This is a genomic window from Shewanella carassii (assembly GCF_019670705.1).
In the GTDB taxonomy this organism is placed as follows: domain Bacteria; phylum Pseudomonadota; class Gammaproteobacteria; order Enterobacterales; family Shewanellaceae; genus Shewanella; species Shewanella carassii.
Genome location: NZ_AP024618.1, coordinates 2,875,309 through 2,899,789, shown reverse-complemented (window position 1 = coordinate 2,899,789; position 24,481 = coordinate 2,875,309). Strand labels below are relative to the sequence as shown.

Below are 24,481 nucleotides of genomic sequence, written 5' to 3'. Positions count from 1 at the left end.
CCGTTTCGGCTTATTTGTGCGATTTGGCCGAAACGGTACCTCTGGGCATTTGCTCTTTACCACTCAGGGCTTGCGGCTCAGGCAGTTTTGCAGCAGTTTGGCGAAGAACTCGCTGCCCTTGCGGCGGGCAAAGGCGATGTTGCGCTCGGGAATCGACCCAGGATCATCATATTCGGCCAGGGCCTGTTCCATACTGGCTTCACGTATGATGTGCAGGGTCGGATAGGGCGCTCTATTGGTATAGTTGGCGGCATCATCCTGGGCCTCCCCTTCGAAACAATAGTCGGGATGAAAGCTGGCCAACTGGTAAACCCCTTCATAACCCTCTTCGAACAACAGCTGCTCGGCAAAGGCCAACAGATCCAGATAGAGGTGAAAACCTTCAAAGCCCCTCGGCAGAATGAACAGGCTGGTTTCCGCTTGTGGGTGCTCATCCAGATATTGGCACTCGTCCAGCAACGCCTGCAAGGCAGTATCCATGCGGCTTTCTTCGCAAACTGTGTAACGAATCGAGTCGCGCTCGACTTCCCGCCTGGCGAAGGGGCAGATGTTGTACTTCATGATCACCTCCTTGACCCAAGCCTGGGTCTGGGCGGCGATAGTCTGGGATCCCATCATGGAGTCTGTGGCCATATTCTGCTCTGTCTCTGTGTAAGGGCGTTATTGGCGGCCATCATAGGCAGCCTCTGGGGTACTGGCAAGCACCAAAGGTACTGAGGGATGAAATACGGCGCCCATCCAAGTGGCGCCGCTTGTTTGCTCAAATTAAAAAATCAGTAGCTGACTTCCACTTCATAAGAGGTGAACTTGCGGATATTGATTACTCCGGTATCGAAGAGCAGGTACTGCCCCTTGATGCCCATCAGAGTGCCGCTGACAACAGCTTCTTTGTCAAAGTTATGGGACTTGATCTTCTTGGGAAACTCACTGATCGGGTAGTGAATTTGCGTCTCTGTCTCGGTCAATCTCTCTATCTTGTAATCACCGCGGCTCATTGCCAGCTCGTGCAAGCGGGTTTCGATACTCGGCAATAGCGTCTCGGCCTTGGCCTTGAGATCTATCTCGTCGTTGTTGCCCTTGAGCATCGCCTGCCAGTTGGTCTTGTCGGCAATCAGTTTGGCCAGTTCGACTTCGATAAGGCCGGAAAGCTGCCTGCTGCTGACCTTGAATATCGGCAGCCCCTGGGTGGCTCCCTGATCCAGCCAGCGGGTGGGCAACTGGGTGTGGCGGGTAATGCCGACCTTTATTCCCGAGGTATTGGACAGGTAAACATAGTGGGGCACCATGCAATGCGTGTCGCCCCATTCGGGTTCGCGGCAGGTTCCCTGATCATAGTGGCAGGTTTCCGGTTTCATCACGCAGAGATCGCAGCTGGCGAGTTTCTGCATACAGACATAACAGTGGCCCTGGGAGTAACTCTTCTTGGTCTTCTTACCACAGTTGCAGCAGAAGATGTTACCCGTGTGACTCAGGGTTAAACTCTTGCCTATCAAAGGGTTCAACGCCAGGCGCTGTTCAGCCACTCTGAGGGTGTATTGTGCCAGATGGTTCTCGTCCAGGGCGACGGCCATCTTATCCAGTGTTCCAAGCATAACGACAAAGCTCTGTTCTTGTGATTTTCGCTAGTGTATCAGTTTTCCTAATAGGAATTATCGATTGCACATCGGTTGCTGCTTTTGCAGGCACTCAAGAGTCAGAGGTCGGGCAGTGGCAGTATCGGGCTCAGGTCAGATTCAGCTTATCCAGTACCAGATCATCACCTATGCTGTAGAGAGATTCGGTCAGGCGCTCCTCCTGCATAGGGTCGGTCAATCCCAGGCTGATGGTGGCCCGAAACAGGGCGATGCCGGTATGGCCCGCGGTTTCAAACTTGCTGCTGAATTGCTCGATATTGATCCCAAGGGCATTGATCCTGTTGGAGATATCCAGCACCAGCCCGGGCCTGTCGTAGGCCACCAGGTTGAAACTCAGGCGTTTGATATATTTCTGCTGCTGGCCGGCCCTGGCACTGGTGAGCGCCATACCATCGATGCACTCCAGGGCATCGAGCAGGTCATCCCAGTGTTCGCTGGGAACCTCAAGCAGCAAAATAGCGGCAAAAATCCCGTCTATATGACGTAATTCCGAGTCGAGCCAGTTGCCACCGTGGCGGCTGACCGCATGGGCAATCTGCTCAACCAATCCTTTTCTGTCAGGGACTTGCAGTGTGATAAGGTAACGAAGCATGGTAGACAGACTCCTGAATAATGTTAAAAAAAGCTATGTAACACTATTGTCATTTTTGCGTCATATAATCCCAGCCACTCGATAAGGGATGGTCTTACCTGGGTTGGCCGAAACGCAATAACGTACGGTTAATTCGGTAAAAAAGCCTAACAGCTATTAATAATAGAGGTTCTTAATGGAAAGTCAGGTCATTCAGCCTGCTTCTGCGTCGAAAGATCTGTTGGTGAGCAAGGGCTCCGGCCGCAGAGCCTTCAAGGATAAGGCCGCGCAGATAGGGGTAACAGTGGGCGGAACCATGGTGTTCGTCGCCCTTTTGTTGATCTTTTTCTATCTGCTTTACGTGATTAAGCCGGTGTTTGACGGCGCCAGTGTTGAACCCGTCACCGAAGTGAGCCTGCCGGCCAGTTCAGACAAGACGCTGATGGTGGGCAGTGACGAGCAAAATGAACTGCTCTATCGGGTCGGTGACCAAGGCGTGGTGGATTTCTTCAGGGTCAAAGGCGATCAGCAGCACCAACAGGTGAAACTGCCAGTGCCAGATTCGAGCAAAGTGGTCAGCAGCGCCGTCAGCGCGCCAAGCCAGCAGTTGTTTGCCCTCGGACTGGATAACGGTCAACTCTTGTTGGCCGGAGTGGATTTTGGTGTCAGCTATCCCAATAACCAACGTCTGATCACGCCCAAGGTCAAGTATCCACTGGGAGAGTCGGCACTGACGGTTGCCGAGGATGGCTCGCCGCTCAAGAGTCTCGCCTTTGGCTATAGCTCCGAGAGCATGAGCTTTGCCTACCAGGACAGCCAGAATCGCTGGCAGCTGACCAAGATGGTCGGCGAAGAGAACATGATGACCGAGGAAGTGGAGTGGCACACACAAACCATGCCACTGCCGGATGCGCCTTCCCGTACTGAACATCAACTCATGACCCCGGATCAGCGCCAACTGCTGCTGCAGTCCGGCAACAAGATTTTTGTCTACAACATTCAGTATGTGGATGAAATCTCGCTGCAACAGGTGATAGATGTCGAGAAAGCCAAGGCCAAGGTCACCAGTTTGAGCCTGCTGGCGGGCGCCAGTTCACTGCTGGTAGGCTACGACAGCGGTGTGGTGGCCCAGTATTTTCAGGTGGCCAGCGACCGCGGCCGTGTCTATCAGGAGATCCGCGAGTTTAGCGGTTTGGGTAAGGTGGACACCATAGCCTCTGAGTTCTACCGCAAGAGCTTTGCCACAGTAAGCCCCGAGGGTGAACTGTCTTTGCTTTACACCACGAGTGAGCGCGAGCTGTTCGATAAAAAGTTCGATCTCAAGGCGCCGGGTGTTATGGGCTTCAGCCCCCGCTCCAATGCTTTGATCATTGAAGATGGCAGCAAGCTGCACCTGTACGCGGTTGATAACGACCACCCGGAAGTTTCCTGGAGCGCTCTGTGGAACAAGGTATGGTACGAAGGTTACCCTGAGCCGCAGTTTGTCTGGCAGTCCACTTCCGGCTCGGATGATTTCGAAGCCAAGCTCAGTCTGATGCCGCTGGCATTCGGTACGCTCAAGGCGGCGTTCTATGCCATGCTGTTTGCCGTTCCTCTGGCGATTGCCGGCGCTATCTATACCGCCTATTTCATGTCGCCCAAGGTGCGCAGCATAGTCAAGCCCACCATTGAAATCATGGAAGCCCTGCCGACAGTGATCCTCGGTTTCCTGGCCGGTCTCTGGCTGGCACCGCTGATTGAAGAGCATCTGCCCGGCATTCTGGCCTTGCTGCTGTTGTTGCCGATAAGCATAGTGACCAGTGCCTATGCCTGGTCCAAGCTGCCGGGGCGCATCAAGGCGATACTGCCGGAAACCTATCAGGAACTGATGCTGATCCCGGTTATCTGTTTTGTCGGTTGGTTTTCTTTTGCCATCAGCCCGGCAATCGAAGTGGCCTTCTTCCACGGCGACACCCGCCAGTTCATCACCAATGAACTGGGGATCACCTTCGATCAGCGTAACGCGCTGGTGGTGGGTATTGCCATGGGCTTTGCCGTCATTCCAACCATCTTCTCCATTGCCGAAGACGCCATCTTCTCTGTGCCGCGTCACCTGTCGAACGGCAGCCTGGCCTTGGGAGCGACCCCCTGGCAGACCCTGACCCGGGTAGTGTTGCTGACCGCAAGCCCGGGGATATTCTCGGCAGTCATGATGGGCCTTGGCCGCGCCGTGGGTGAAACCATGATTGTACTCATGGCCACGGGTAACACCGCCATCATGGAGTGGAGCGTATTTGAAGGGATGCGGACCCTGGCGGCCAATATCGCGGTGGAAATGCCGGAATCGGCCATCGGCAGCTCCCATTACCGGGTATTGTTCCTCGCAGCCTTTGTACTCTTTATCTTTACCTTCCTGTTCAACACTGTGGCCGAAGTGGTGCGTCAGCGTTTGCGCGACCGCTACAGCTCACTGTAACGGGAGAGAAATTATGAATAGAACACTAGATGTTTCGCCAATCACCTTAAGGGGTTTGTGCAATGGGTAAGTGGTTTAAATCAGGCTCTCCCTGGATCTGGATGACAGGGGGCGCCGTTAGCCTGAGTTTGATTGCGGTGTTGGGGCTATTGTTACTCATCGCCTGGCGTGGTCTGAGCTATTTCTGGCCCGCGGATATCTATCAGTGGGAGATGCAGGATGACAAAGGCCAGCGCTACACCCTGATAGGTGAACTGTACGACAGAGAAGAAGTGCCGACCGAGCGGTTGAAATCCGCCGGTTATCACTTCAACTCAGAGCCGGGTGAGTTTGTGACCCGTTATCTGGTCAAGACGGGTAACCGTGAGTTTGTCGGCCTGGATTTCCGCTGGATTTTGGAGACAGATATTGTGTCGCGCTCCACCCCGGAAGGCTTGGCCATGATTGAGCGTACCAAGAACGGTAACTTCTACGGCTACCCTGTGGCCGTGATTGAGAAGGGCCAGCGGCTGGAGCTAGGCGGCGATGTGCAGAACTCACTCGAGGAGCATATCGAGCGCGCAGTGGACCTGGCCGATCAGGCGATGGCACTGCAGAAGCAGGACATAGGTGCGGTTAACTATGAGCTGGAACGTCTGCGCCTCAAAGAACGCGGCTATGAGCTTGACGATGCCCTGACGCCTGAGCGTAAGGCCGAGCTTGAGTCCAAGCGTCAACAACTGGATCAGCATTATCAAGGGTTGGAAAAGCAGCTGTTCTCTCTGCGTGAGCAAGCCGGGCGCGACTCTGTGATAGTACGCGACATGCGCGGCGAAGAAGTGACCCTCAGCCTGGATTCGGTGCTGGATGTCAGCTATGTCAACCGCATGGGCTTTATCGACAAGGTTGGCCATTGGTTTGTTGGTCTGGGACGCTTTATCAGTGACGATCCCCGCGAAGCCAACACAGAGGGCGGGGTGTTCCCGGCGATTTTCGGCACAGTATTCATGGTGTTGCTGATGGCCGTAATAGTGACACCATTCGGTGTGGTGGCCGCCATCTATCTGCACGAATACGCCAAGAAAGGGCCGATCACCAAGATGATACGTATCGCGGTGATCAACCTTGCCGGTGTGCCTTCGATTGTGTACGGGGTGTTTGGTCTGGGCTTCTTTGTCTATATGCTGGGGGGCTCGCTGGATCAGCTGTTCTATCCTGAGGCGTTGCCGTCGCCCACCTTTGGCTCTCCCGGGGTTATCTGGTCGGCACTGACTTTGGCGATTCTGACCCTGCCTGTGGTGATAGTTTCTACCGAAGAAGGCTTGTCACGTATTCCAAGCTCAGTGCGTCAGGGCAGCCTGGCACTGGGGGCCACCAAGGCCGAAACTCTGTGGCGGATTATTATCCCTATGGCCAGTCCGGCGATTATGACAGGGCTTATTCTGGCTGTTGCCCGCGCCGCCGGTGAAGTGGCACCACTGATGCTGGTGGGGGTGGTCAAGTTGGCGCCTACCTTGCCTGTGGATATGAATTTCCCCTTCGTGCATCTTGAGCGTAAGTTTATGCACCTCGGGTTCCATATTTATGATGTCGGTTTCCAGAGCCCCAACGTAGAAGCTGCCAGGCCTTTGGTCTATGCCACCTCGTTCCTGCTGGTATCTGTGATCGTGGCACTCAACCTGACGGCTATCAGCGTGCGCAACCATCTGCGTGAAAAGTACCGCTCGCTTGAACACTAATTGACGATTATCCTGAAGTGATAGGACAGAATATGATTTCGATAGACTCATCGGTAATGAATACTGAGACGCTGGATCTGGCGAACCTGCCTGCCGAAGAGACGGCGCTGGAGATCCGTAACTTGGATCTGCGCTATGGTGACAAGCAGGCGCTGTTTGATGTTTCCATGAAGATCCCCAAGAAGAAGGTCACCGCCTTCATCGGCCCCAGTGGTTGCGGTAAGTCCACCTTGCTGCGCTGTATCAACCGGATGAACGATCTGGTGGATAACTGCCATATCGACGGGGAAATCTTGCTCCATGGTCAAAACATCTACGACAAGAAAGTGGATGTCGCGGCGCTGAGACGCAATGTGGGCATGGTGTTCCAGCGCCCCAATCCTTTCCCCAAGTCCATTTATGAAAATGTCGTCTATGGCCTGCGCCTGCAGGGCGTGAGTAACCGCCGTGAGCTGGATGAAGCCTGTGAGCGTTCACTGCGCGGCGCCGCCATCTGGGACGAGGTGAAAGACAGGCTGCATGACAACGCCTTCGGGTTGTCCGGTGGTCAGCAGCAGCGTCTGGTGATTGCCCGGGCGATAGCCATCGAGCCGGAAGTCTTGCTGCTCGATGAGCCGACTTCGGCGTTGGATCCTATCTCGACCCTGACTATCGAAGAGCTGATCACAGAGCTCAAGTCCAAGTACACAGTGGTGATAGTGACCCACAACATGCAGCAGGCGGCCAGGGTGTCGGATCAGACTGCCTTTATGTATATGGGCGAGCTGATTGAGTACTCGGATACCAACACTATCTTTACCACGCCAAAACAGAGTAAGACCGAAGATTATATTACCGGCCGCTACGGTTGATAAACGCTGCGTCCGAGCAAGGGGAAGCAAATGGAAAACAAGAACCTGAATAAACATATATCAGGCCAGTTCAATGCAGAACTGGAAGATATCCGCAACCGGGTGCTGGCCATGGGCGGCATGGTGGAGCGCCAGTTGGAACAGGCGCTGGATGCCCTGGGCAGCCTGGATACTGAGTTGGCGCAGAAGGTGATCGAGGGCGATCACAAGGTCAACGGCATGGAGGTGATGATAGATGAAGAGTGTACTCGCATCATTGCCAAGCGTCAGCCGGCGGCCAGCGACTTGCGTCTGGTGATAGCCATCTCCAAGACGATTGCCGATCTTGAGCGCATCGGTGATGCCTGCGTGCGTATCGCCAAGGCGGCGCTGGAAAAGCGCAGCAATAATCAGCAGCCGCTGCTGGTCAGCATCGAGTCCATGGGACGCCATGCCACCCGCATGTTGCACTCGACCCTGGATGCGCTGGCGCGGATGGACGCCGACTCGGCGCTGGAGCTGCACAAGGAAGATGCCAAGCTGGACAAGGAATATGAAGGCATTATTCGCCAGTTGATGACTTACATGATGGAAGATCCCCGCTCTATCCCAGGTGTGCTGGATGTGCTCTGGGCTGCCCGCGCGGTTGAGCGGGTAGGGGACCGCTGCAAAAACATCTGTGAGTACGTGATTTACTACGTCAAGGGTAAAGACGTACGCCATGTCTCCTACGAGGAGATGGAAAAAGAGCTTTAGGCTCTTATCCGGAAGTCTCAGAGAAAGCCGCTTGTAGTCAAGCGGCTTTTTTGTCGCTGTTTGGGTCGGTGCAGGCCGGTAGGCTGCTGCGCCCGGTCAACAGAGCACTTAGTCAACATAGGACTTAGTCAAAGCAGTCTCGTCAAAGCCCAGCCTAGTCAACGCGGTATTCTGCCAGCTCGATCAGGTTGCCGTCAGGATCGCGAATATAGACTGAGTCTATCGGGCCTGTGGCGCCGGTACGAGCAACTGGACCCTCTTCGATGTCAATTCCCACGGCACTGAGATGCGCCATAGTATTCTCGAGTGAACCACAGGTGATAAAACACAAGTCCGCCGAACCACTTTGGGTGTTGGCGGCATTGGGGTAATATTCGCGGCCAAGTTGGTGCAGGTTGATTTTCTGATCGCCAAATTGCAGCGCCGTTCTGTTATCGGCAAAGGTTTGGCGTTTCATGCCCAGTTTTTGGTAGAAGGCGACACTCTGCTCTATGTCGCGGACGGTCAATACCAGGTGGTCCAGTCGGGTTACGCGCATGCTGTTATTCTCCTTGTCGCCCCCGGGAGACTCTGCGGTCTCCCGGGATAATGCACAACATTTTGCTATCGATTTACGTCTCTGTCAGGATACAGAGTTGAGCGCCTGTTGGGGAAGGGGCAGCCGAGAAACCTTCCTTTGAGCCTCTGTCCTGCGCCTTATACAGTCTTCAATATCAAGAGGAATTCAATGAAACAAACCCTGATCCGCGGCTTGCTTAATCTGCTGCCCATGGCGCTTAGTCTCTGGCTGTTCTGGTCCCTGTTTGAATCTCTCGACAGCCTGGGCAAGTTACTCTTCTCTCTGCTGGGCATGGACACTATGTTCACCGGAGCTGGTTTTATATTGGTCACAGCCTTGGTATTTGTGGCCGGTTTACTGTTTTCCGTCAGTCCCATCGTTTGGCTCTGGAGCTGGATTGAACGGCAGTTGATGCGTTTCCCTCTGTTCAAGTCTGTCTATGGCAGTATCCGCGATATTGCTTCTTTGATGAACCGAGATGGCAGTAAGCCCAAGTCACAGCAAACGGTATTGGTGCGTCAGGCCAACGGCGGTTTTGTGGTCGGCTTTATCATGACAGACAAGCCGCCTCAGCCGCTGCTCGATGCCTTGCCCGAAGGGGACTGGGTGCCCGTGCTGTTTCAACTCTCCTATCAGATGGCCGGAGTCACCAGCCTGGTCAGACGGGAGGATTTGATCATGGTGGATTGGTCATTCGAGGAGGCGATGCGTTTTAATCTGACCGCAGGGATCTCGCAGACACCCAAGGACAACGAAGTCAGAAAATGATGTTTTTTTAAGCGGGAGTCGTCATAGACTCCCCATTTTGTCCGTTTTTGTGTATAATCAGCGCCGATTGTTGCCAAAAGTAGCAGTTTGTGTCTGAGTCGATTGCCATTCACTATGCCACGGTAATCTTGTCTGTCCCGCCAAATATTCAATCCCGGCAGGGCCTTATCTCTTCTATTTTCATCAAGCCGAGAGCTTGTCCGCGGAAGGGTGTCACACGCTGCACATAAATATCCTATAAGCTTTTGGTGTGGCTTTGGATAAACGTTGTCCCCGGCCGAGTTCAGTGGTCTTGATGAGCTTGCCGTAGGTTGCGTCGTTTTATCCGTTAAAAGGAGCGCAAAATTTGATTAAGTCGAGTATTAATCCTCCGGTGTTTTTTTCGTCAGTGATCTGTATCGCCTTCATGGTGTTGGTGTGTGCCGTCTGGCCGAATGAGGCGCAGGAGCTATTTAAGTCAGCTCAGTCCTGGCTGGAGCTGAAGGCCGGCTGGCTCTACATCATGGGCGTGGCCATTTTTCTGGTATTTATCATCTTTGTGATGGTGAGTCGCTTCGGTGATATCAAGCTTGGGCCGGATCATGCCGAGCCGGATTACAGCTACAAGAGCTGGATTGCCATGCTGTTCTCCGCCGGTATGGGCATAGGCTTGATGTTCTTTGGGGTCGGTGAGCCTGTGATGCACTATCTGGCGCCGCCGGATGCGGATCCCCAAACAGTTGAAGCCGCCAAAGAGGCGATGAAGATCACCTTCTTCCACTGGGGGATTCACGCCTGGGCCATCTATGCGGTAGTCGCCCTGAGTCTGGCCTATTTCAGCTATCGGCATAAGTTGCCGCTGCTGCCACGAAGTGCCCTCTATCCTCTGATTGGTGAACGTATTTATGGCCCCATAGGTCACTGCGTCGACACCTTTGCGGTGTTGGGTACCATGTTTGGTGTGGCTACCTCATTGGGTTTCGGGGTATTGCAGGTTAACTCGGGACTCAACTATCTGTTGGGTGATTCTTTCCCTATTAGCAGCACTGTGCAGGTGGCACTGATCATAGGTATTACTCTTATCGCCACCGGCTCTGTGTTTTCCGGCCTGGATAAAGGGGTGAAGCGTTTAAGTGAGCTTAACCTCGGGCTGGCTTTTGTGCTGATGATGATAGTGTTGCTGTTTGGGCCAACAGTCGCTCTGCTGCAGTCTTTCGTGCAAAACACCGGCAGCTATTTGAGTGAGCTGGTGAGCAAGACCTTTAACCTCTACGCCTACGAGCAGAAGAATGACTGGCTCGGTGGCTGGACTCTGCTCTATTGGGGCTGGTGGATCTCCTGGTCACCTTTTGTCGGTACCTTTATCGCCCGGGTCTCCCGTGGCCGCACCATTCGAGAGTTTTTGGTAGGGATTTTGTTTGTTCCCAGTGGGTTCACCTTCCTGTGGATGACAGTTTTCGGTAACTCGGCAATTGATGCCATCATGAATCACGGTGCCGAATATCTGGCTACTGCAGTTTCCACCGATGTGTCGGTCGCCCTGTTTACTTTCTTCGAGCACTTGCCGCTTTCCAGTTTGCTGTCAGTCATCGCCGTGTGTCTGGTGGTAACCTTCTTTGTGACTTCGTCGGACTCAGGCTCTTTGGTGATCGATAACCTGACCTCAGGCGGCGATGCCGATGCGCCTGTATGGCAGCGGATCTTCTGGGCCCTGATGCAAGGTGTGGTTGCCTCTGTGCTGCTGCTCGCCGGTGGCTTGCAGGCGCTGCAAACGGCGGCGATTGCCAGTGCCATGCCGTTCTTGTTGGTGATGCTGCTTATCTGCTTTGGCCTGTTCAAGGCGCTGCAGGATGATTGGCTCAAAATCAACAGCGTGCAGCTACATACCACCAGCGTGCAGTACGCCAGAACCAGCGTGTCTTGGGAAGACAGGATAGATGTGCTGGTGTCGCATCCCTCCTATGAACAGGCGCGGCACTTTGTCGACAACGTGGCAACGCCGGCGCTGTCCAAGGTTTCTCAGGGTTTCTTGTCCCGCGGTATCAATGCCGATCTCCAATACGATGAAGACAGGGTGAGGTTGGTTATCGAAAATGAAGAGGGGCAGACTTTTGTCTATGGTTTGCGGATCCGCGCCTTTACGCTGCCTGTGACCCATCAGACTCAGGAAGAAGGTGAGGATGAATCACAAAATAACTACTTCCGGGTTGAAGTCTTTCTCGAACACGGTGGACAGTATTATGATGTGATGGGTTATACGGAAGAGCAGATCCAGGCAGATGTGGTGACTCAATATGAGAAACACCTGCACTATCTGCATCTGTCCAGCGCAGAATATGTAGAGGGCCCTTAAGGGCCCGTTCACCGGAAAAGAAAGATGGCAGAACAGAGTAAATTGGATCGGGTGCTGGCTCAGGCCCGTGAGTATCAGGCGAGTCGTGAAAAGGGTTATCGGGAGCAGGCTCTCAAGCTTTATCCCTGGGTCTGTGGTCGCTGTGCCAGGGAGTTTACCCACAAGAACCTACGCGAGCTGACTGTGCATCACAGAGATCACAATCACGACAACAACCCCTCAGATGGCTCCAACTGGGAGCTGTTGTGTCTCTACTGCCATGACAACGAGCATTCGAGGTTTGAAGAGCTGGTGCAGTACGGCGACACCAGTGAGGCCAAACAGGCGCCGGCCACCTTCAATCCTTTTGCCGATCTCAAGGCGAGAATGGCGGCCAAAGATTGACGACCTCTTTCTCGGGGAACTTCAAAAGACCTCAATAACTGAGACCGAAAAAACCGTCCATCAAAGGGCGGTTTTTTTATCTCAAAGGCGCTGATAAAAGCGATTCTAATCTTGGCTTATCTGTGCTTTTGATACCGACAAAAATTACCGTTGGCTAATGTAAGCCCTTGTTGCAGCTGGGTTTGCTCCGTTTTTCGTCACTGATAATAAATGTTTTGCTGAAAAATTGGTCAACGGAATTTGAGCTGAGTGGAAGAATTGCGACAAAGTGTGTTTTGCCCCAGAGTTTGCGTTGGATTGTGCGGCGCGCAGTTTTATACTCGTCTGACAATTATTTCAAATCAAGATGGAAGCAAGCAAAATGACATTAGGGTCTCCTAAGGTAAGCAAGACGCATTCATTTATGACTGTGTCACTTATCGAGTTATGGGAACGTTTCGGTTATTACGGTATGCAGGCGCTTATCGTGTACTTCATGGTACAGCGTCTTGGGTTTGAGGACAGTCGCGCCAACCTGGTATGGAGTGCCTGTGCCGCATTGATTTATGTGTCGCCGGCGATTGGTGGCTGGGTCGGGGATAAAATACTCGGTACCAAGCGCACCATGCTGCTCGGTGCCGGTATTCTGTCATTGGGTTATGCCTTGATGACAGTACCGACTGAAAACACTTGGTTCCTGTTTTCGGCTCTGGGGGTAATCGTTGTTGGTAACGGTTTGTTCAAACCCAACGCCGGTAACCTGGTGCGCAAAATCTATGAAGGGGACGACTCCAAGATAGATAGCGCCTTTACCATTTACTACATGGCGGTGAACGTGGGTTCCACCTTCTCCATGTTGTTGACTCCCTGGATTAAAGATTACGTCAATGCCAACTATGGCAACGAGTTCGGTTGGCACGCGGCCTTTGCCGTCTGCTGTGTGGGCCTGTTGGTAGGCCTGGGTAACTACGCCATAATGCACAAAACCCTGGCCAACTATGGCTCGGAGCCGGATACCCGTCCGGTGGAAATGAATAAACTGTTTACGGTGCTCGGTCTGGCGGCTCTGTCTGTAGTAGCTTCGGCCTTTATCCTTGAATATGAAGATGTGGCCCGCGCCTTTGTTTACACCGCAGGTGTTGCTGTACTCGGTATCTTTATCTATTTGATTAAAAACAGTGATGTTAGTGAGCGGGCCGGTTTGATTGCCGCCGCGGTGCTCACTATCCAAACCGTTTTCTTCTTTATTTTCTACCAACAGATGTCTACCTCGCTGGCGCTGTTTGCCCTGCGTAACGTTGACTGGAACTTCCAGGCGTTCGGTGTCGATCTGTGGACCTGGTCACCAGCGCAGTTCCAGGCCTTGAACCCTATCTGGATCATGTTGCTCAGTCCTGTGCTGGCCTGGGTTTATGCCTCTGCCGGACGTAACAACAAGGATATTTCCATCGCCGCCAAGTTCGCACTGGGCTTTGCTGTAGTGGCACTGGGTTTCTTCATCTACAGCTTCGCCGGCATGTTCGCCGTCGATGGCAAGACCTCTTCCTGGGTGATGATCTGGGGTTACGGTGCTTACTCACTCGGTGAGCTGCTGGTCAGTGGTTTGGGCTTGGCTATGATTGCCCGTTACGTACCTGAGCGCATGGGAGGCTTTATGATGGGGGCTTACTTTGTCGCCTCGGGCATCTCTCAGTATCTGGGTGGTGTGGTGGCCAACTTCGCCAGTGTGCCGAAGAACATCACAGATCCGCTTGAGACTCTGCCCATCTACACCAGTTTGTTCAACAAGTTGGGGATTGCGGCGCTGGTTTGTACCTTTATCGCACTGGCGGTATTGCCGCTGATGCGTCGTTTGACTGAAACTCACCATTCCCATAACGGAAATGGTTCTGCCGACTCAGCGCAGTAATGACTGAGTGACCCATAAACCCAAAAAAGACCGCAATCGCGGTCTTTTTCTTTATTAAAGGCTGGGTTGCCTTAAACGCTTAAGCTATATCACTCTTTTTTGCTTGCATTGCTCTTGTCGCTATGCCCAAGCCTGGCCTCTGCCTCAAGGTATTTGGCTCTACTGATAATGCCGCTGTTTTCCATGCCCGAAAAGGTGTGTTTTCGCTCCGGGAGTTGGGCAATAATGGCGCGTTTCTCTTCATCCGGGCAACGGCTCCAATTGACGATTTCATCTATATGGCGCAGGCAACCCATACAAAAGTCGTCTTCATTGAGGCCGCAGCGCGCCACGCAGGGAGATTGGAGCATTCAACATCCTTCTTATCAATATTCTGTATTCTGTTCAGCGGCGGAGTGTAGCGCCGCGAATTGGCGCGATTGATTTCGCTCGACCGATTTCACTCGACCATATCGTTTGATTGTTTTGTCAGCTTGAGTGCACCAGTCTATTGTGGCAGATGCCGCGGTAACAGCTTTGAGCAAATTTATACCTGAAAACGGTGGCAGCTTTCGTTGCCAGGCCGCTAGGAAAAATGATGACTCGGGCTTTAGGCATAGTTTATTGAAATAATTATCCATTTTTAATCAATTTGTTATGTGAATTTGTCTTTACGGCTGGTTTCCTCCCTTGGCTGTAAAGCTCTCAGTAAGCGGGAGACTCAACCCCAGCTTGCGCAAAGGCTTTGCCCCCAGTTTGCTACTTTGGGTCGCTATTTTCCTCAAAGGCAGCCAGGGGCTATAATGCGACCCTTTTAAGTTAATCGGGCCAGTAAAATGTGTGACTGCCAACAGAACTCCCCCCGGCAAGCCGAGCCAGTGGCTTACAGGGTTGAAACCCGGCTGACGGCAGTCGATTGCAGCTTGCCCGAGGTGAAAGCAGAGCTTCGACAGCTCAGTCAGTTGTTGCTCTCAAGCCGCGAGCTTTGGAGTGTCAGGAGTTTCGAGCACCAAAAGCTTCCCTGGCAGCAGCGTTTTGCCAAGCTGGCCGCAGCGCTTTGGGCACTGGATGACGATGCGCTCGAGACTGTCGATGCCAGTCAGTCATTGTTGTTGGCAACCCTTTGGCCGGCCTTGGCTGCAGATTTGAGCGAGCAGGAATTGGCCCTGTGGGATAAGAGACACTTTGCCTGGCAGCTCTTTGATTATCCGGCACCTGAAAAGGATAACGACCAACCTAAGCTCTGCGCGGCAACTGAGGCTCGGCTCAGCGCCGGTATCAAGGGCCGAAAATGGCAGCAGATAAGCCGCTTTGCCAATACCATAGCCACCCATAACAACCCCTTTCCTTTATTGGAGTGGTGCGCCGGGAAAGGGCATCTCGGGCGCCTGCTCAGCGCCTTGAGCGGCAAGGCGGTATTGAGCCTGGAGTGGCAAGCATCTTTGTGTGAAGCCGGCGAGCTAGCGGCAAAAAAACGTAACTTGCCGCAGCAATTTGTCTGCGCCGATGCCTTTGCTGCCGAGCCTTGTTATCTTAAGCCCAAACAGCATGCCATTGCGCTGCATGCCTGCGGCGAGCTGCACCTGACGCTGCTGCGCCGCGCGGTTGCAAGTGGTACCGCCGTGATCTCGGTTTCCCCTTGTTGTTATCACCTCTTGCCCTCCGGCGATATCCCTCCCTTGAGTCTAGGCGCTCAAGAGCAGGCGCTGCGACTGGATAAGGCGGCGCTGCAACTGCCGCTTAATCACAGTGTTATTGCCAATCAAAAAGCGCGCGCCGACAGGATCAAAGAGGTCAGTTGGCGGCTCGGATTCGATAGTCTGCAGCGTGAAGTGCGCGCTCGGGACACTTATCTGCCACTGCCTGCGGTGCGGCAGAGTCAGCTGTCCGGTAGCTTCAAGGAGTTCTGTCTTTGGGCCGCGGCGCAAAAGGGGGTGCTATTGCCTGAGGCTGTGGATTTTGCCGCCTATCAGCACTTGGGGGAGCAAAGGCGCAGATTAACCGCCCGTATTGACTTGGCGGCACATCTGTTTCGGCCGGTTATTGAACGGTACCTGCTGCTTGATAGGGTCTGTTTCCTGTTGGAGGCAGGTTACCGGGTACAGCTCGGCGCCTTTTGCGAACAGGCCACCACGCCGCGCAACGCCTTGATCCATGCCTGGTTACCGGACATGGGTGACTAAAGCGACTTTGACCTAGGGGACAATGATGCCCATCGAGTGGCGGAAGATCCGTGCTATTACCCCTTGAGTGCAGTTTTTATTGAATACCCCGCCATTTCTTGTTCAAATGGCGCCAGCCTGGGGCATAAGACTTAATTATCACGACCCCAAAAGATAACAAGGGCACAGAGCGCCCGAGAGAGTGATTGGCTTTTCATGAATTATTCCCGTGTGTATATCAATAGTCTGGCTTATGAGTTGGCGCCGGAAATGGTGTCCAGCCGCGAGTTGGAATCCCGGCTTGCGCCGCTTTATCAAAAGTTTCGTATCCCCATTGGGCAACTCGCTGCCCTGACAGGCATTGAGGAGCGTCGTTGGTGGCCCAAGGGCTTCAAGGTTTCCCAAGGCGCAGTGTGCGCCGCCCAAAAGGCGCTGGCCGAGACTGGGCTGGATCCCAAAGCGCTTGGCGCCTTGGTTTACACCGGCGTGTGCCGTGACCAGCATGAGCCGGCTACGGCCTGCGCTGTGGCTTCAGCCATAGGTATCGGGCGCGACTGCGCCGTTTTTGATATCAGCAACGCCTGCCTAGGAGTCCTGTCCGGTATTCTGGATGTGGCCAACCGTATTGAACTGGGGCAGATCCGCGCCGGTATGGTGGTGTCCTGTGAATCATCCCGGGAGATAGTCGAGGCGTCCATAGAGCAGATGCTGGCCGAACCCAGCATGGCAAACTTTGCGGCGTCTCTGGCCACCCTGACCGGCGGCTCAGGTGCCGTGGCCGTTATCCTCACAGATGGCAGCTTGCCGCTTACCACCTCCCGCAAGCATCAGTTGCTCGGTGCCAGTCAGTTGGCGGCGCCGGAGCATCATCAGATGTGTCAGTGGGGCTTTGTCGAGGTCGGTAACCGCCTCTACCGTGAGGTGATGCGCACAGATGCTGTTGCCCTTCTGAAGGAGGGAGTGGAGCTGGCACGCCAAACTTGGGAGCAGTTTTTGCAGCAGCGCCAGTGGCTTGCCGGACAGGTGGATAAGGTTATCTGTCATCAGGTGGGGGCTGCCAACCGAAAACAAGTATTGGGCGCCCTGGGCATTGCCGAGCACAAAGAGTTTCCCACCTTTGCCCGCCTTGGCAATATGGGCACAGTCTCTTTGCCTGTGTCGGCGGCGCTGGCCCACGGTGAAGGCTTTTTGCAGGCAGGCGACCGGGTGAGCTTTCTTGGCATAGGCTCTGGACTCAACTGCATGATGCTGGGGCTGCGCTGGTAAGCCCTTGATACAGGCTTTAGACAATGCCCATTTGACAGTGTCCATTCGACAGAGCCCATTAGAATAGTGCCTAAATAACCAAAATTAACAACAGGATAGCCAATGGCCACCCTAGATACACTCTTCCCGTTCAAGCGTCATTTCATCACGCTCGGCGGCCACAAACTGCATTATGTGCATGAAAAACCCGCCGGGATTAACGGCCGACGCCCCGATGCCGTGGTGATGGTGCACGGTAACCCCAGCTGGTCTTTTTACTACCGTAACCTGGTGCAGGCGTTAAGCGACCAATATGAATGTGTGGTGCCGGATCATATCGGCTGCGGCTTGTCCGACAAACCGGGCGATGATGCCTATGACTACACTCTGGCGCAGCGTATCGACGATCTGGAAGCACTGCTGGACAGTCTGGATATTCGCAGCAATATCACACTGGTGCTGCATGACTGGGGCGGCATGATAGGCATGGGCTATGCCGCCCGCTATCCCGAGAGGATTAAACGCCTGGTGCTGCTTAATACCGCCGCCTTCGGTTTGCCAGAGAGCAAGCCCTTGCCGCTGGCGCTGAAAATCTGCCGCGATACCGCGCTTGGCACCCTGCTGGTGCGGGGCTTCAATGCCTTCTCGTCCGCCGCTTCCTATGTGGGAGTCAAACGTGCGCCCATGGCTGCGGATGTGCGCCGCGCTTATGTGACACCATTCAACTCCTGGCAAAATCGAATCTCGACTTTGAGGTTTGTACAGGATATTCCGCTCAAGCCCGGCGACAGAAACTGGGACTTGGTGCAGTCGATTGATGCCAGTTTGCAGCAGTTTACCCAAGTGCCGACCATTATTCTTTGGGGCCTCAAGGACTTTGTCTTTGACCAGCACTTCCTTGAAGGTTGGCAGCAGCGTTTGCCCCAAGCCGAGCTGCACGCCTTTGCCGACTGCGGCCATTATATTCTTGAAGACGCCAGTGATGAGGTGATAGCCCATATTCGCCGCTTTATCGCTGAAACGGCAGTGGCTAAAAGCGCCGACGAACAAGCATCTACCCCTGAAGAAAATGCATCGGCGGAAATCACCCCAGCCGGGAGCGCTGACTGAGATGCTCCCACCCGCCGAAGACTCGCAAGCGGCTGCCAATGAACCGGCCCCAGAGGCAAACTCCGCCAAGGGGCACAACCTGTGTCGCCACCTGAAGCAGGCGGCCATTAGCCAGAGCGAGGACCTGGCGGTTGCCGTGCAGCGCCGCCGCGGTGGCAAGTTCAGTTACCAGGAGCTTGATTTCAAGACCCTGGACAGCGACAGCGACCGGCTTGCTAGCGCCTTGCTCGACTATGGCTTCAAGCCCGGGATGAAAGCCGTGCTTATGGTGACTCCGGGGATAGAGTTTTTTGTGCTTACCTTTGCCCTATTCAAGGCGGGGATCATCCCTGTGATGGTGGACCCAGGTATGGGGATCGCCAAGCTCAAGCAGTGTCTGGCGGAAGCCGAGCCCGACGCCTTTATCGGGATCCCCAAGGCCCATGTGGCCAGATTGCTGTTCGGTTGGGGCAAACCCAGTATCCGCTTGTTGCTGACGGCTGGTGAAGGCTTTCTTGGCCGTAACCCTCCTTGGGGTGGCAGCAGTGTCAGCCGTTTGCTGGCCAGGGCACCCGAGTCAGTCACATTTCCCATGGCACAGCTAGGCGCGCAGCAGATGGCGGCTATCTTGTTTACCAGTGGCAGCACCGGCACTCCAAAAGGCGTGGTCTACAGCCACGGCATGTTTGAGGCGCAGATAACCGCGCTGCGAAATGACTATGGCATTCGTCCCGGCGAGCGGGATCTGTCTACCTTCCCACTGTTTGCCCTCTTTGGTCCGGCGCTGGGGATGGCATCAATTGTGCCTGAAATGGATGCCAGCAAACCGATAACCGCCAGACCGGAAAACCTGTTTGCCGCCATAGAGCACTATGCCTGCAGCAATATGTTTGTGAATCCCGCCTTGCTCGACCGTTTGGGACGCGGCGGAAACGGGCGCCAGCTGCACAGCTTGAAGCGGGTGATATCCGCCGGTGCGCCGGCCGACCCCAAGGCGATAGCGCGTTTCTCCGCCATGTTGGCCGAGGATGTCGAAGTGCTCAACTCCTATGGTGCTACCGAATCCCTGCCTGTCTCCATGATTGGCAGCAAGGCGCTTGGCGCTACCGCCGCCATCACCGACAAGGGCGGCGGCATCTGTGTCGGTAAGCCGGTATCCGGAATAAGGGTCAGTATCATAGGGATCAGTGAAGAGGCCATCGACAGCTGGTCGCCGACTCTCGAGTTGGCGACGGGGGAGATAGGCGAAATCGTCGTTGACGGCGCTGTGGTCAACCAAAGCTACTATCGCCGTGAAGGCGCCAACAAGCAGGCCAAGATTGCCTATGAAGGCCGGCAACTGCACCGGATGGGCGATCTCGGTTATCTTGATGCCGAGGGTCGCTTGTGGATGTGTGGCCGCAAGGCCCACAGAGTGGATGTCATTAAGGACGGTGAGCTGCAAAAACGCTATCTGTCTATTCCCTGTGAGCGGATTTTCAATACCCATCATCAGGTTAAACGTTCGGCACTGGTTGGCGTTGAACTGATGCAGAATAAGCGTGGCGGCGGGGGGACAGTCCAAGAGAGCACTTTCCTTGATAGCACTTCTCTTGATAACACTTCCCCTGATAGCACTGTGCCCGAAAAAGTACCGCTTATCTGCGTCGAGCTTGAGCAATCCCTGTCGCCAGCCGAGCAGCAACAGCTGTTTACCGAGTTGCAGGCACTTGCCGACAAGCAGCCACTGACCCGGGGCATCAGGCATTTTATGTTGCATCCGGGGTTTCCCATGGATGTGCGCCACAATGCCAAGATATTTCGCGAGCAACTTGCCGTTTGGGCGCAAAAACAGTTGGCTGGAAACGGCTGGAAGCCAAAATAGATAACAGAGACAGAAACCCACTATGGCCACATCTGCACCACAATCTCAATCACCTGAGTCAATAGCCTCGTCGCAGGATTTGCCAGCGGCTTTATTACAAGAGACTGCGGCTTTGTCACAAGAAAACGGGCATGATGAACTTCATCCCGAGCTGTTGGCGCTGGCCCGGGAACTCGCGACCCGAGTCAAGCGGGTGTTGGTGACAGGCGCCGGAGGCTTTTTGGGAGAAGCCATATGTCGGCCGCTGCTGGCCGCCGGTATTCAAGTAGTGGGGGTGGCCAGGGGCCATTATCCGGCGCTCGAGGCCATGGGCGCCACCATGGTGCGCGCCGATATTTGCGACAAGCAAGCATTGAAACAAGCCCTCGATGGCTGTGAGCTTATCTTTCACGTTGCCTCCAAGGCTGGAGTCTGGGGCAGCAGAGCAAGTTATTTTCGCCCCAATGTGTTGGGGACAGAAAACATCATCGCCTGCGCCCGTGAATTGGGGATTGGTTATCTGGTCTATACCAGCACGCCGAGTGTCACCTTCGATGGCAAGGATGAGGCAGGTATCGATGAGTCGGTTCCCTACGCCAGGCATTATCTCAATCATTACGGCGCCTCCAAGTCGGAAGCGGAAGAGTTGGTGCTGGCCGCTGCCCAAAACGGCTTGAAGACAGTGGCTATTCGGCCGCACCTGATTTGGGGGCCTGGCGATCCTCATTTGGTGCCCCGCGTGCTGGAACGAGGTCGCAAGGGCCGACTCAAGTTGGTGGGCCGTGAAGACAAGTTGGTGGACACCATTTATATCGACAATGCCGCCTTTGCCCACCTGAGTGCGGCCAGAAGCCTGCTGGCCGAACCTTGTCGCTGCAATGGCAAGGCCTATTTTGTCAGTAACGATCAGCCCCTGACGATGGCGGCCATGCTCGACAGCATTCTTGCCTGTGACAACTTACCCGCGGTGGAAAAGCGGGTACCTGCCTCTTTGGCCTACGCCATTGGTGCCATGCTTGAAGGACTATACCGACTGCTGGCTATCAAGCAGGAACCGCTGATGACCCGCTTTGTCGCCAAACAACTTTCCTGCAGCCACTACTACGATATCTCAGCCGCCAAGCGCGACTTGGATTACAGGGTCATCGTCAGTATGGAGCAGGGAATGAATAAGCTAAGGCGCTCTCTTGGCCACTCGAACTAAGCTCAAGAACATCATAAGCAAATGATATGTTGCCGCGGTTGCCCGGTACAAAACCTGTGTTTATTTATATCGAATTCAAGGCTAAACACATCAGCTTCCCTCTTGCCGACAGTCGCCTTAGCCTGGGGCAAGTCAGCCTTGAGCACCTTCCTGAGGTGGCAATCCAGGCAAATCCTCTTTGATGCGCGCCATAGCCGCATTGCAAAGTGCCGATAGCGGCAGCATTAGTTTCGACGGTATAGACATTCTCAAACAGCCGCAAAAATTGCGCCAGTACCTGGGGTATCTACCGCAGGATTTTAACGTTTATCCCATGATAAAGAAGGGCGCCGAGCAGAAGGTACCGCCGGATGAGTGGATTGATATTGGCGCCTTTAAGATCTACCCGGACAAGCCCAAACAGGATGAACAGGTGTTGTCGCTGCAGAAATACCGGCTCAAGAATGGCGAGAATCATCTTGAACTTGTGCTGAGCGAAAAGCCTGCCTATGTCGGGGTCGATCCCTTCATCAAACTGGTGGACCGGGACTCGAAAGACAATATTTTCAAGCTCTGATCTTTAACGGCCTACTTGGCGTTTTTACATTTAGGCTTTGTCAGTGAAATCAGCGACTGTCGCAGACAGGCTGCCATTCATCTCCCCGATACTCTGGGCTCGACTATAGTTTATGGATATGGCCAGTCGATGACCGCCTCACCTGACTCGCCATAGAATCACTATGCTTTCGCCAATTCCGCTGTACTCGAACGGCTGACAGCGCTTTGAGTGACTCAAACTTCTATAAGGAATGGGATTATGTCTATGGTCAGTGCCAAAGAGTTTGCCGACTGGCTTTATAAGCGTTTCGAGCAGGTAGAGCATGGGGTCAGCATGAGCCGTGAGGATATCAACCAGCTTACCGGCAGGCAGAATTTCTCCATGGTGTTTGTCCATGATATCCACTATGAATTGATGCAACACGGCATGGCATTTGTGACAGATACCTCCCGGGAACAGTTCTTCCTGGTGCGTGTCTGTCCCATGCCCTGGCGACAACAACTGGAGCAGCAATTTGACAAGGAGATCTTCAATAACGTTATCTCCATCAATATGTCCCGCTGAAATAGTTGCACCTATCTGTTTGTAAGTCACAGGTGTTATGACGGGAGCCCGCTCTACAAGAGTTCTCATTGCCGCTGCAAACACCACATACGGATGGCAAAGGGCTGACTTAAGTAGGAGGGCCTACGTTAAAGTCCGAACAAAATCATAAAATTAATGCAAATTCACTTGTCGCGGACCCGAGTTTTTCTTACTTTGGAATGAAACTGATTATCAAAGAGGCCACCTATGAATACTCATCTGGAGCTGCAACTGAAACATTGGCTGGAGATAGATCCCGACCCTAAAACCCGGGATGAGCTGTTGAGTCTTAAAGCCGAAGGCAATGAAACTGAATTGGCCGCTCGCTTTGCCGGTCGCTTGGCCTTCGGCACCGCCGGTCTCAGGGGCGTGGTTGGCGCCGGTCCCATGCGGATGAACCGTTTGGTTATCCGTCAAACCACAGCGGGCCTAGGGCAGTATCTGCTTGCCCAGGTTAAAGATGCCGCCAGTCGCGGTGTGGTGATAGGTTTCGATGGTCGTCATGATTCACGTACCTTCGCCCATGATGCCGCCAGTGTGTTGACCGCCATGGGAATTAAGGTGCGCCTCACCGCCAAAGTGGCCGCCACGCCGCTGGTGGCCTTTGGGGTGAAACACTTTGAAGCTGCCGCCGGTATCGTAGTGACCGCCAGCCATAACCCGCCGCAATACAATGGCTACAAGGTCTATTGGGGTAATGGCGCGCAGATCATTCCGCCACATGACTCAGGTATTGCTGCCTGCATTGACAAGGCTGCCAACGAAGAGCTGCCTTGGCTGGAGCAGAGTGAAGCCACCAAGCAGGGTAAACTCATCTGGCTGCAGGATGATTTCTATCAGGACTATCGCCGCGGTGTGTTCCATGCCGATGTGTTGCAGCACAAAACGGCGCCCGAAAGGGTGAGCCTGGCCTATACCGCCATGCATGGTGTTGGCGCAGAAATGGCTAAGACAGTGCTCAAGGATGCCGGTTTTACTCAGGTTTATTCTGTCGCTGCCCAGGAAAAACCGGACGGTGACTTCCCAACGGTTAAGTTCCCCAACCCGGAAGAGAAGGGCGCCATGGATCTGGTGATCGCCGAGGCCAAGCAGCATCAGGCGCTGCTGGCCTGTGCCAACGATCCGGATGCCGACAGGCTGGCGGTAGCAGTGCGCCGTGATGATGGCGAGTACCAAATGCTCACCGGCGATCAGGTGGGGGCCTTGCTGGGCCACTATCTGTTGTCCAAGGCGCCGGCCAATCAGCGTCTGCTGGGAACCACCATAGTCTCTTCAACCTTGCTCTCCAAAATCGCCAAGGCCAAGGGCGGTGAGTTTTATACCACGCTCACGGGTTTCAAGTGGCTCACCAATGTTGGTATGCAGCGCCAGAGCGACAGCAATAAATTCCTGTTCGCCTATGAAGAGGCGCTGGGCTATACAGTGGGCAGCATGGTGTGGGATAAGGACGGCCTGTCGGCGCTGGTGGCTTTTGCCCAGCTGACAGCCGAGCTGGTGGCACAGGACAAAACCATCTGGGACAGACTGGAAGAGATCTATCGCGACTATGGTTTGCACCTTAATACTCAGGTGAGCATAGCGCTCAAGCCGGGAACGCCGGATATCGGGGCCCATCTGCGGGCCAATCCCCCCGAGTCTATTGCGGGCATGGCAGTATTGGTGACCGAGGATCTCAAATCGGCCGAGCGACGTTACGCCGATGGGCGGCGGGAGATCATTGAATTACCGGCCAGTGATGTGCTGACCTTCCACCTTGAAGGCGGTGCCCGGGTGATAGTGCGGCCCTCAGGAACCGAGCCCAAGATCAAGTGTTATTACGAGGTGGTTGAGCCTATGCAGGCAAGCGACAGCCTGGCAGATGCCGAAAGCCGGGCCAGAGCTGCGCTGGATGCCTTCGTCAGCGGCCATCAGGCGTCACTGCCCAAGTAACCTACTGCCCGG

20 protein-coding genes and 1 pseudogene are annotated in these 24,481 nt (G+C 54.3%); 16 read left to right on the top strand and 5 right to left on the bottom strand.

Annotated elements, in window-relative coordinates; genetic code table 11:
• Positions 1–63 precede the first annotated feature (63 nt).
• From K5621_RS13170 to K5621_RS13160, 3 genes are all read right to left on the bottom strand, one after another.
• Entirely contained in the window at positions 64–633 is a 570-nt protein-coding gene (locus tag K5621_RS13170) for a DUF1415 domain-containing protein (protein WP_245003079.1), read from the bottom strand.
• A 140-nt stretch (positions 634–773) separates the two neighbouring features.
• A complete protein-coding gene (locus K5621_RS13165) occupies positions 774–1,592 on the bottom strand; it encodes a DUF2797 domain-containing protein (protein WP_221049456.1) in 819 nt (272 codons plus the stop codon).
• A gap of 130 nt (positions 1,593–1,722) precedes the next feature.
• The gene (locus tag K5621_RS13160) at positions 1,723–2,226 is read right to left on the bottom strand and encodes a glycine cleavage system transcriptional repressor (RefSeq protein WP_025009810.1); all 504 of its coding nucleotides are present in this window, start codon (positions 2,224–2,226) and stop codon (positions 1,723–1,725) included.
• Positions 2,227–2,401: 175 nt separating this feature from the next.
• Here K5621_RS13160 and K5621_RS13155 point away from each other — a divergent pair, with 175 nt between their 5' ends.
• The 4 genes from K5621_RS13155 (at position 2,402) to phoU (ending at position 7,964) form a co-directional block, all read left to right on the top strand.
• On the top strand, positions 2,402–4,660 hold the full coding sequence (locus K5621_RS13155; RefSeq protein WP_221049455.1) for an ABC transporter permease subunit: 2,259 nt from the start codon (positions 2,402–2,404) through the stop codon (positions 4,658–4,660).
• 62 nt (positions 4,661–4,722) lie between these two features.
• Positions 4,723–6,378 carry a phosphate ABC transporter permease PstA gene (pstA, locus tag K5621_RS13150; RefSeq protein WP_025009811.1) on the top strand — a complete coding sequence of 552 codons (1,656 nt, stop codon included), beginning with the start codon at positions 4,723–4,725 and terminating at the stop codon, positions 6,376–6,378.
• A gap of 32 nt (positions 6,379–6,410) precedes the next feature.
• A complete protein-coding gene (gene pstB, locus K5621_RS13145; RefSeq protein ID WP_025009812.1) occupies positions 6,411–7,229 on the top strand; it encodes a phosphate ABC transporter ATP-binding protein PstB in 819 nt (272 codons plus the stop codon).
• Between the two features lie 30 nt (positions 7,230–7,259).
• Positions 7,260–7,964, top strand: a complete 705-nt coding sequence (gene phoU, locus K5621_RS13140; RefSeq protein WP_100145407.1) for a phosphate signaling complex protein PhoU — start codon at positions 7,260–7,262, stop codon at positions 7,962–7,964.
• A gap of 154 nt (positions 7,965–8,118) precedes the next feature.
• On the opposite strand, the gene K5621_RS13135 is transcribed toward phoU, so the two are convergent.
• Positions 8,119–8,502 (bottom strand): VOC family protein, encoded by a 384-nt coding sequence (locus K5621_RS13135; RefSeq protein WP_221049454.1) that lies wholly within the window; start codon positions 8,500–8,502, stop codon positions 8,119–8,121.
• 189 nt (positions 8,503–8,691) lie between these two features.
• Here K5621_RS13135 and K5621_RS13130 point away from each other — a divergent pair, with 189 nt between their 5' ends.
• From K5621_RS13130 to K5621_RS13115, 4 genes are all read left to right on the top strand, one after another.
• Positions 8,692–9,291: a DUF502 domain-containing protein gene (locus K5621_RS13130; RefSeq protein ID WP_100145409.1), complete on the top strand. Its 600-nt coding sequence runs from the start codon at positions 8,692–8,694 to the stop codon at positions 9,289–9,291.
• 346 nt (positions 9,292–9,637) lie between these two features.
• Positions 9,638–11,623 (top strand): BCCT family transporter, encoded by a 1,986-nt coding sequence (locus K5621_RS13125; RefSeq protein ID WP_221049453.1) that lies wholly within the window; start codon positions 9,638–9,640, stop codon positions 11,621–11,623.
• A 24-nt stretch (positions 11,624–11,647) separates the two neighbouring features.
• Positions 11,648–12,007 (top strand): YajD family HNH nuclease, encoded by a 360-nt coding sequence (locus K5621_RS13120; protein WP_025009816.1) that lies wholly within the window; start codon positions 11,648–11,650, stop codon positions 12,005–12,007.
• Positions 12,008–12,368: 361 nt separating this feature from the next.
• Positions 12,369–13,895: a peptide MFS transporter gene (locus tag K5621_RS13115; protein ID WP_221049452.1), complete on the top strand. Its 1,527-nt coding sequence runs from the start codon at positions 12,369–12,371 to the stop codon at positions 13,893–13,895.
• A gap of 89 nt (positions 13,896–13,984) precedes the next feature.
• Here K5621_RS13115 and K5621_RS13110 read toward each other — a convergent pair whose 3' ends face one another.
• Positions 13,985–14,245, bottom strand: a complete 261-nt coding sequence (locus tag K5621_RS13110) for a DUF1289 domain-containing protein (RefSeq protein WP_100145412.1) — start codon at positions 14,243–14,245, stop codon at positions 13,985–13,987.
• A gap of 507 nt (positions 14,246–14,752) precedes the next feature.
• Here K5621_RS13110 and K5621_RS13105 point away from each other — a divergent pair.
• The 8 genes and pseudogenes from K5621_RS13105 (at position 14,753) to K5621_RS13070 (ending at position 24,469) form a co-directional block, all read left to right on the top strand.
• On the top strand, positions 14,753–16,057 hold the full coding sequence (locus K5621_RS13105) for a class I SAM-dependent methyltransferase (RefSeq protein ID WP_245003078.1): 1,305 nt from the start codon (positions 14,753–14,755) through the stop codon (positions 16,055–16,057).
• 195 nt (positions 16,058–16,252) lie between these two features.
• Positions 16,253–17,302 carry a 3-oxoacyl-ACP synthase III gene (locus tag K5621_RS13100; protein WP_096141333.1) on the top strand — a complete coding sequence of 350 codons (1,050 nt, stop codon included), beginning with the start codon at positions 16,253–16,255 and terminating at the stop codon, positions 17,300–17,302.
• A gap of 102 nt (positions 17,303–17,404) precedes the next feature.
• Positions 17,405–18,391 carry an alpha/beta fold hydrolase gene (locus K5621_RS13095; protein ID WP_221049450.1) on the top strand — a complete coding sequence of 329 codons (987 nt, stop codon included), beginning with the start codon at positions 17,405–17,407 and terminating at the stop codon, positions 18,389–18,391.
• Between the two features lies 1 nt (position 18,392).
• On the top strand, positions 18,393–20,234 hold the full coding sequence (locus tag K5621_RS13090) for a fatty acid CoA ligase family protein (protein WP_221049449.1): 1,842 nt from the start codon (positions 18,393–18,395) through the stop codon (positions 20,232–20,234).
• A 112-nt stretch (positions 20,235–20,346) separates the two neighbouring features.
• A complete protein-coding gene (gene oleD / locus K5621_RS13085; RefSeq protein ID WP_425332446.1) occupies positions 20,347–21,417 on the top strand; it encodes a 2-alkyl-3-oxoalkanoate reductase in 1,071 nt (356 codons plus the stop codon).
• Between the two features lie 166 nt (positions 21,418–21,583).
• Positions 21,584–21,973: pseudogene (locus K5621_RS13080) on the top strand (ATP-binding cassette domain-containing protein); the annotation flags it as partial.
• Positions 21,974–22,213: 240 nt separating this feature from the next.
• Positions 22,214–22,519 carry a hypothetical protein gene (locus K5621_RS13075; RefSeq protein ID WP_025009827.1) on the top strand — a complete coding sequence of 102 codons (306 nt, stop codon included), beginning with the start codon at positions 22,214–22,216 and terminating at the stop codon, positions 22,517–22,519.
• Positions 22,520–22,747: 228 nt separating this feature from the next.
• A complete protein-coding gene (locus K5621_RS13070; RefSeq protein WP_221049446.1) occupies positions 22,748–24,469 on the top strand; it encodes a phospho-sugar mutase in 1,722 nt (573 codons plus the stop codon).
• Positions 24,470–24,481: the final 12 nt, after the last annotated feature.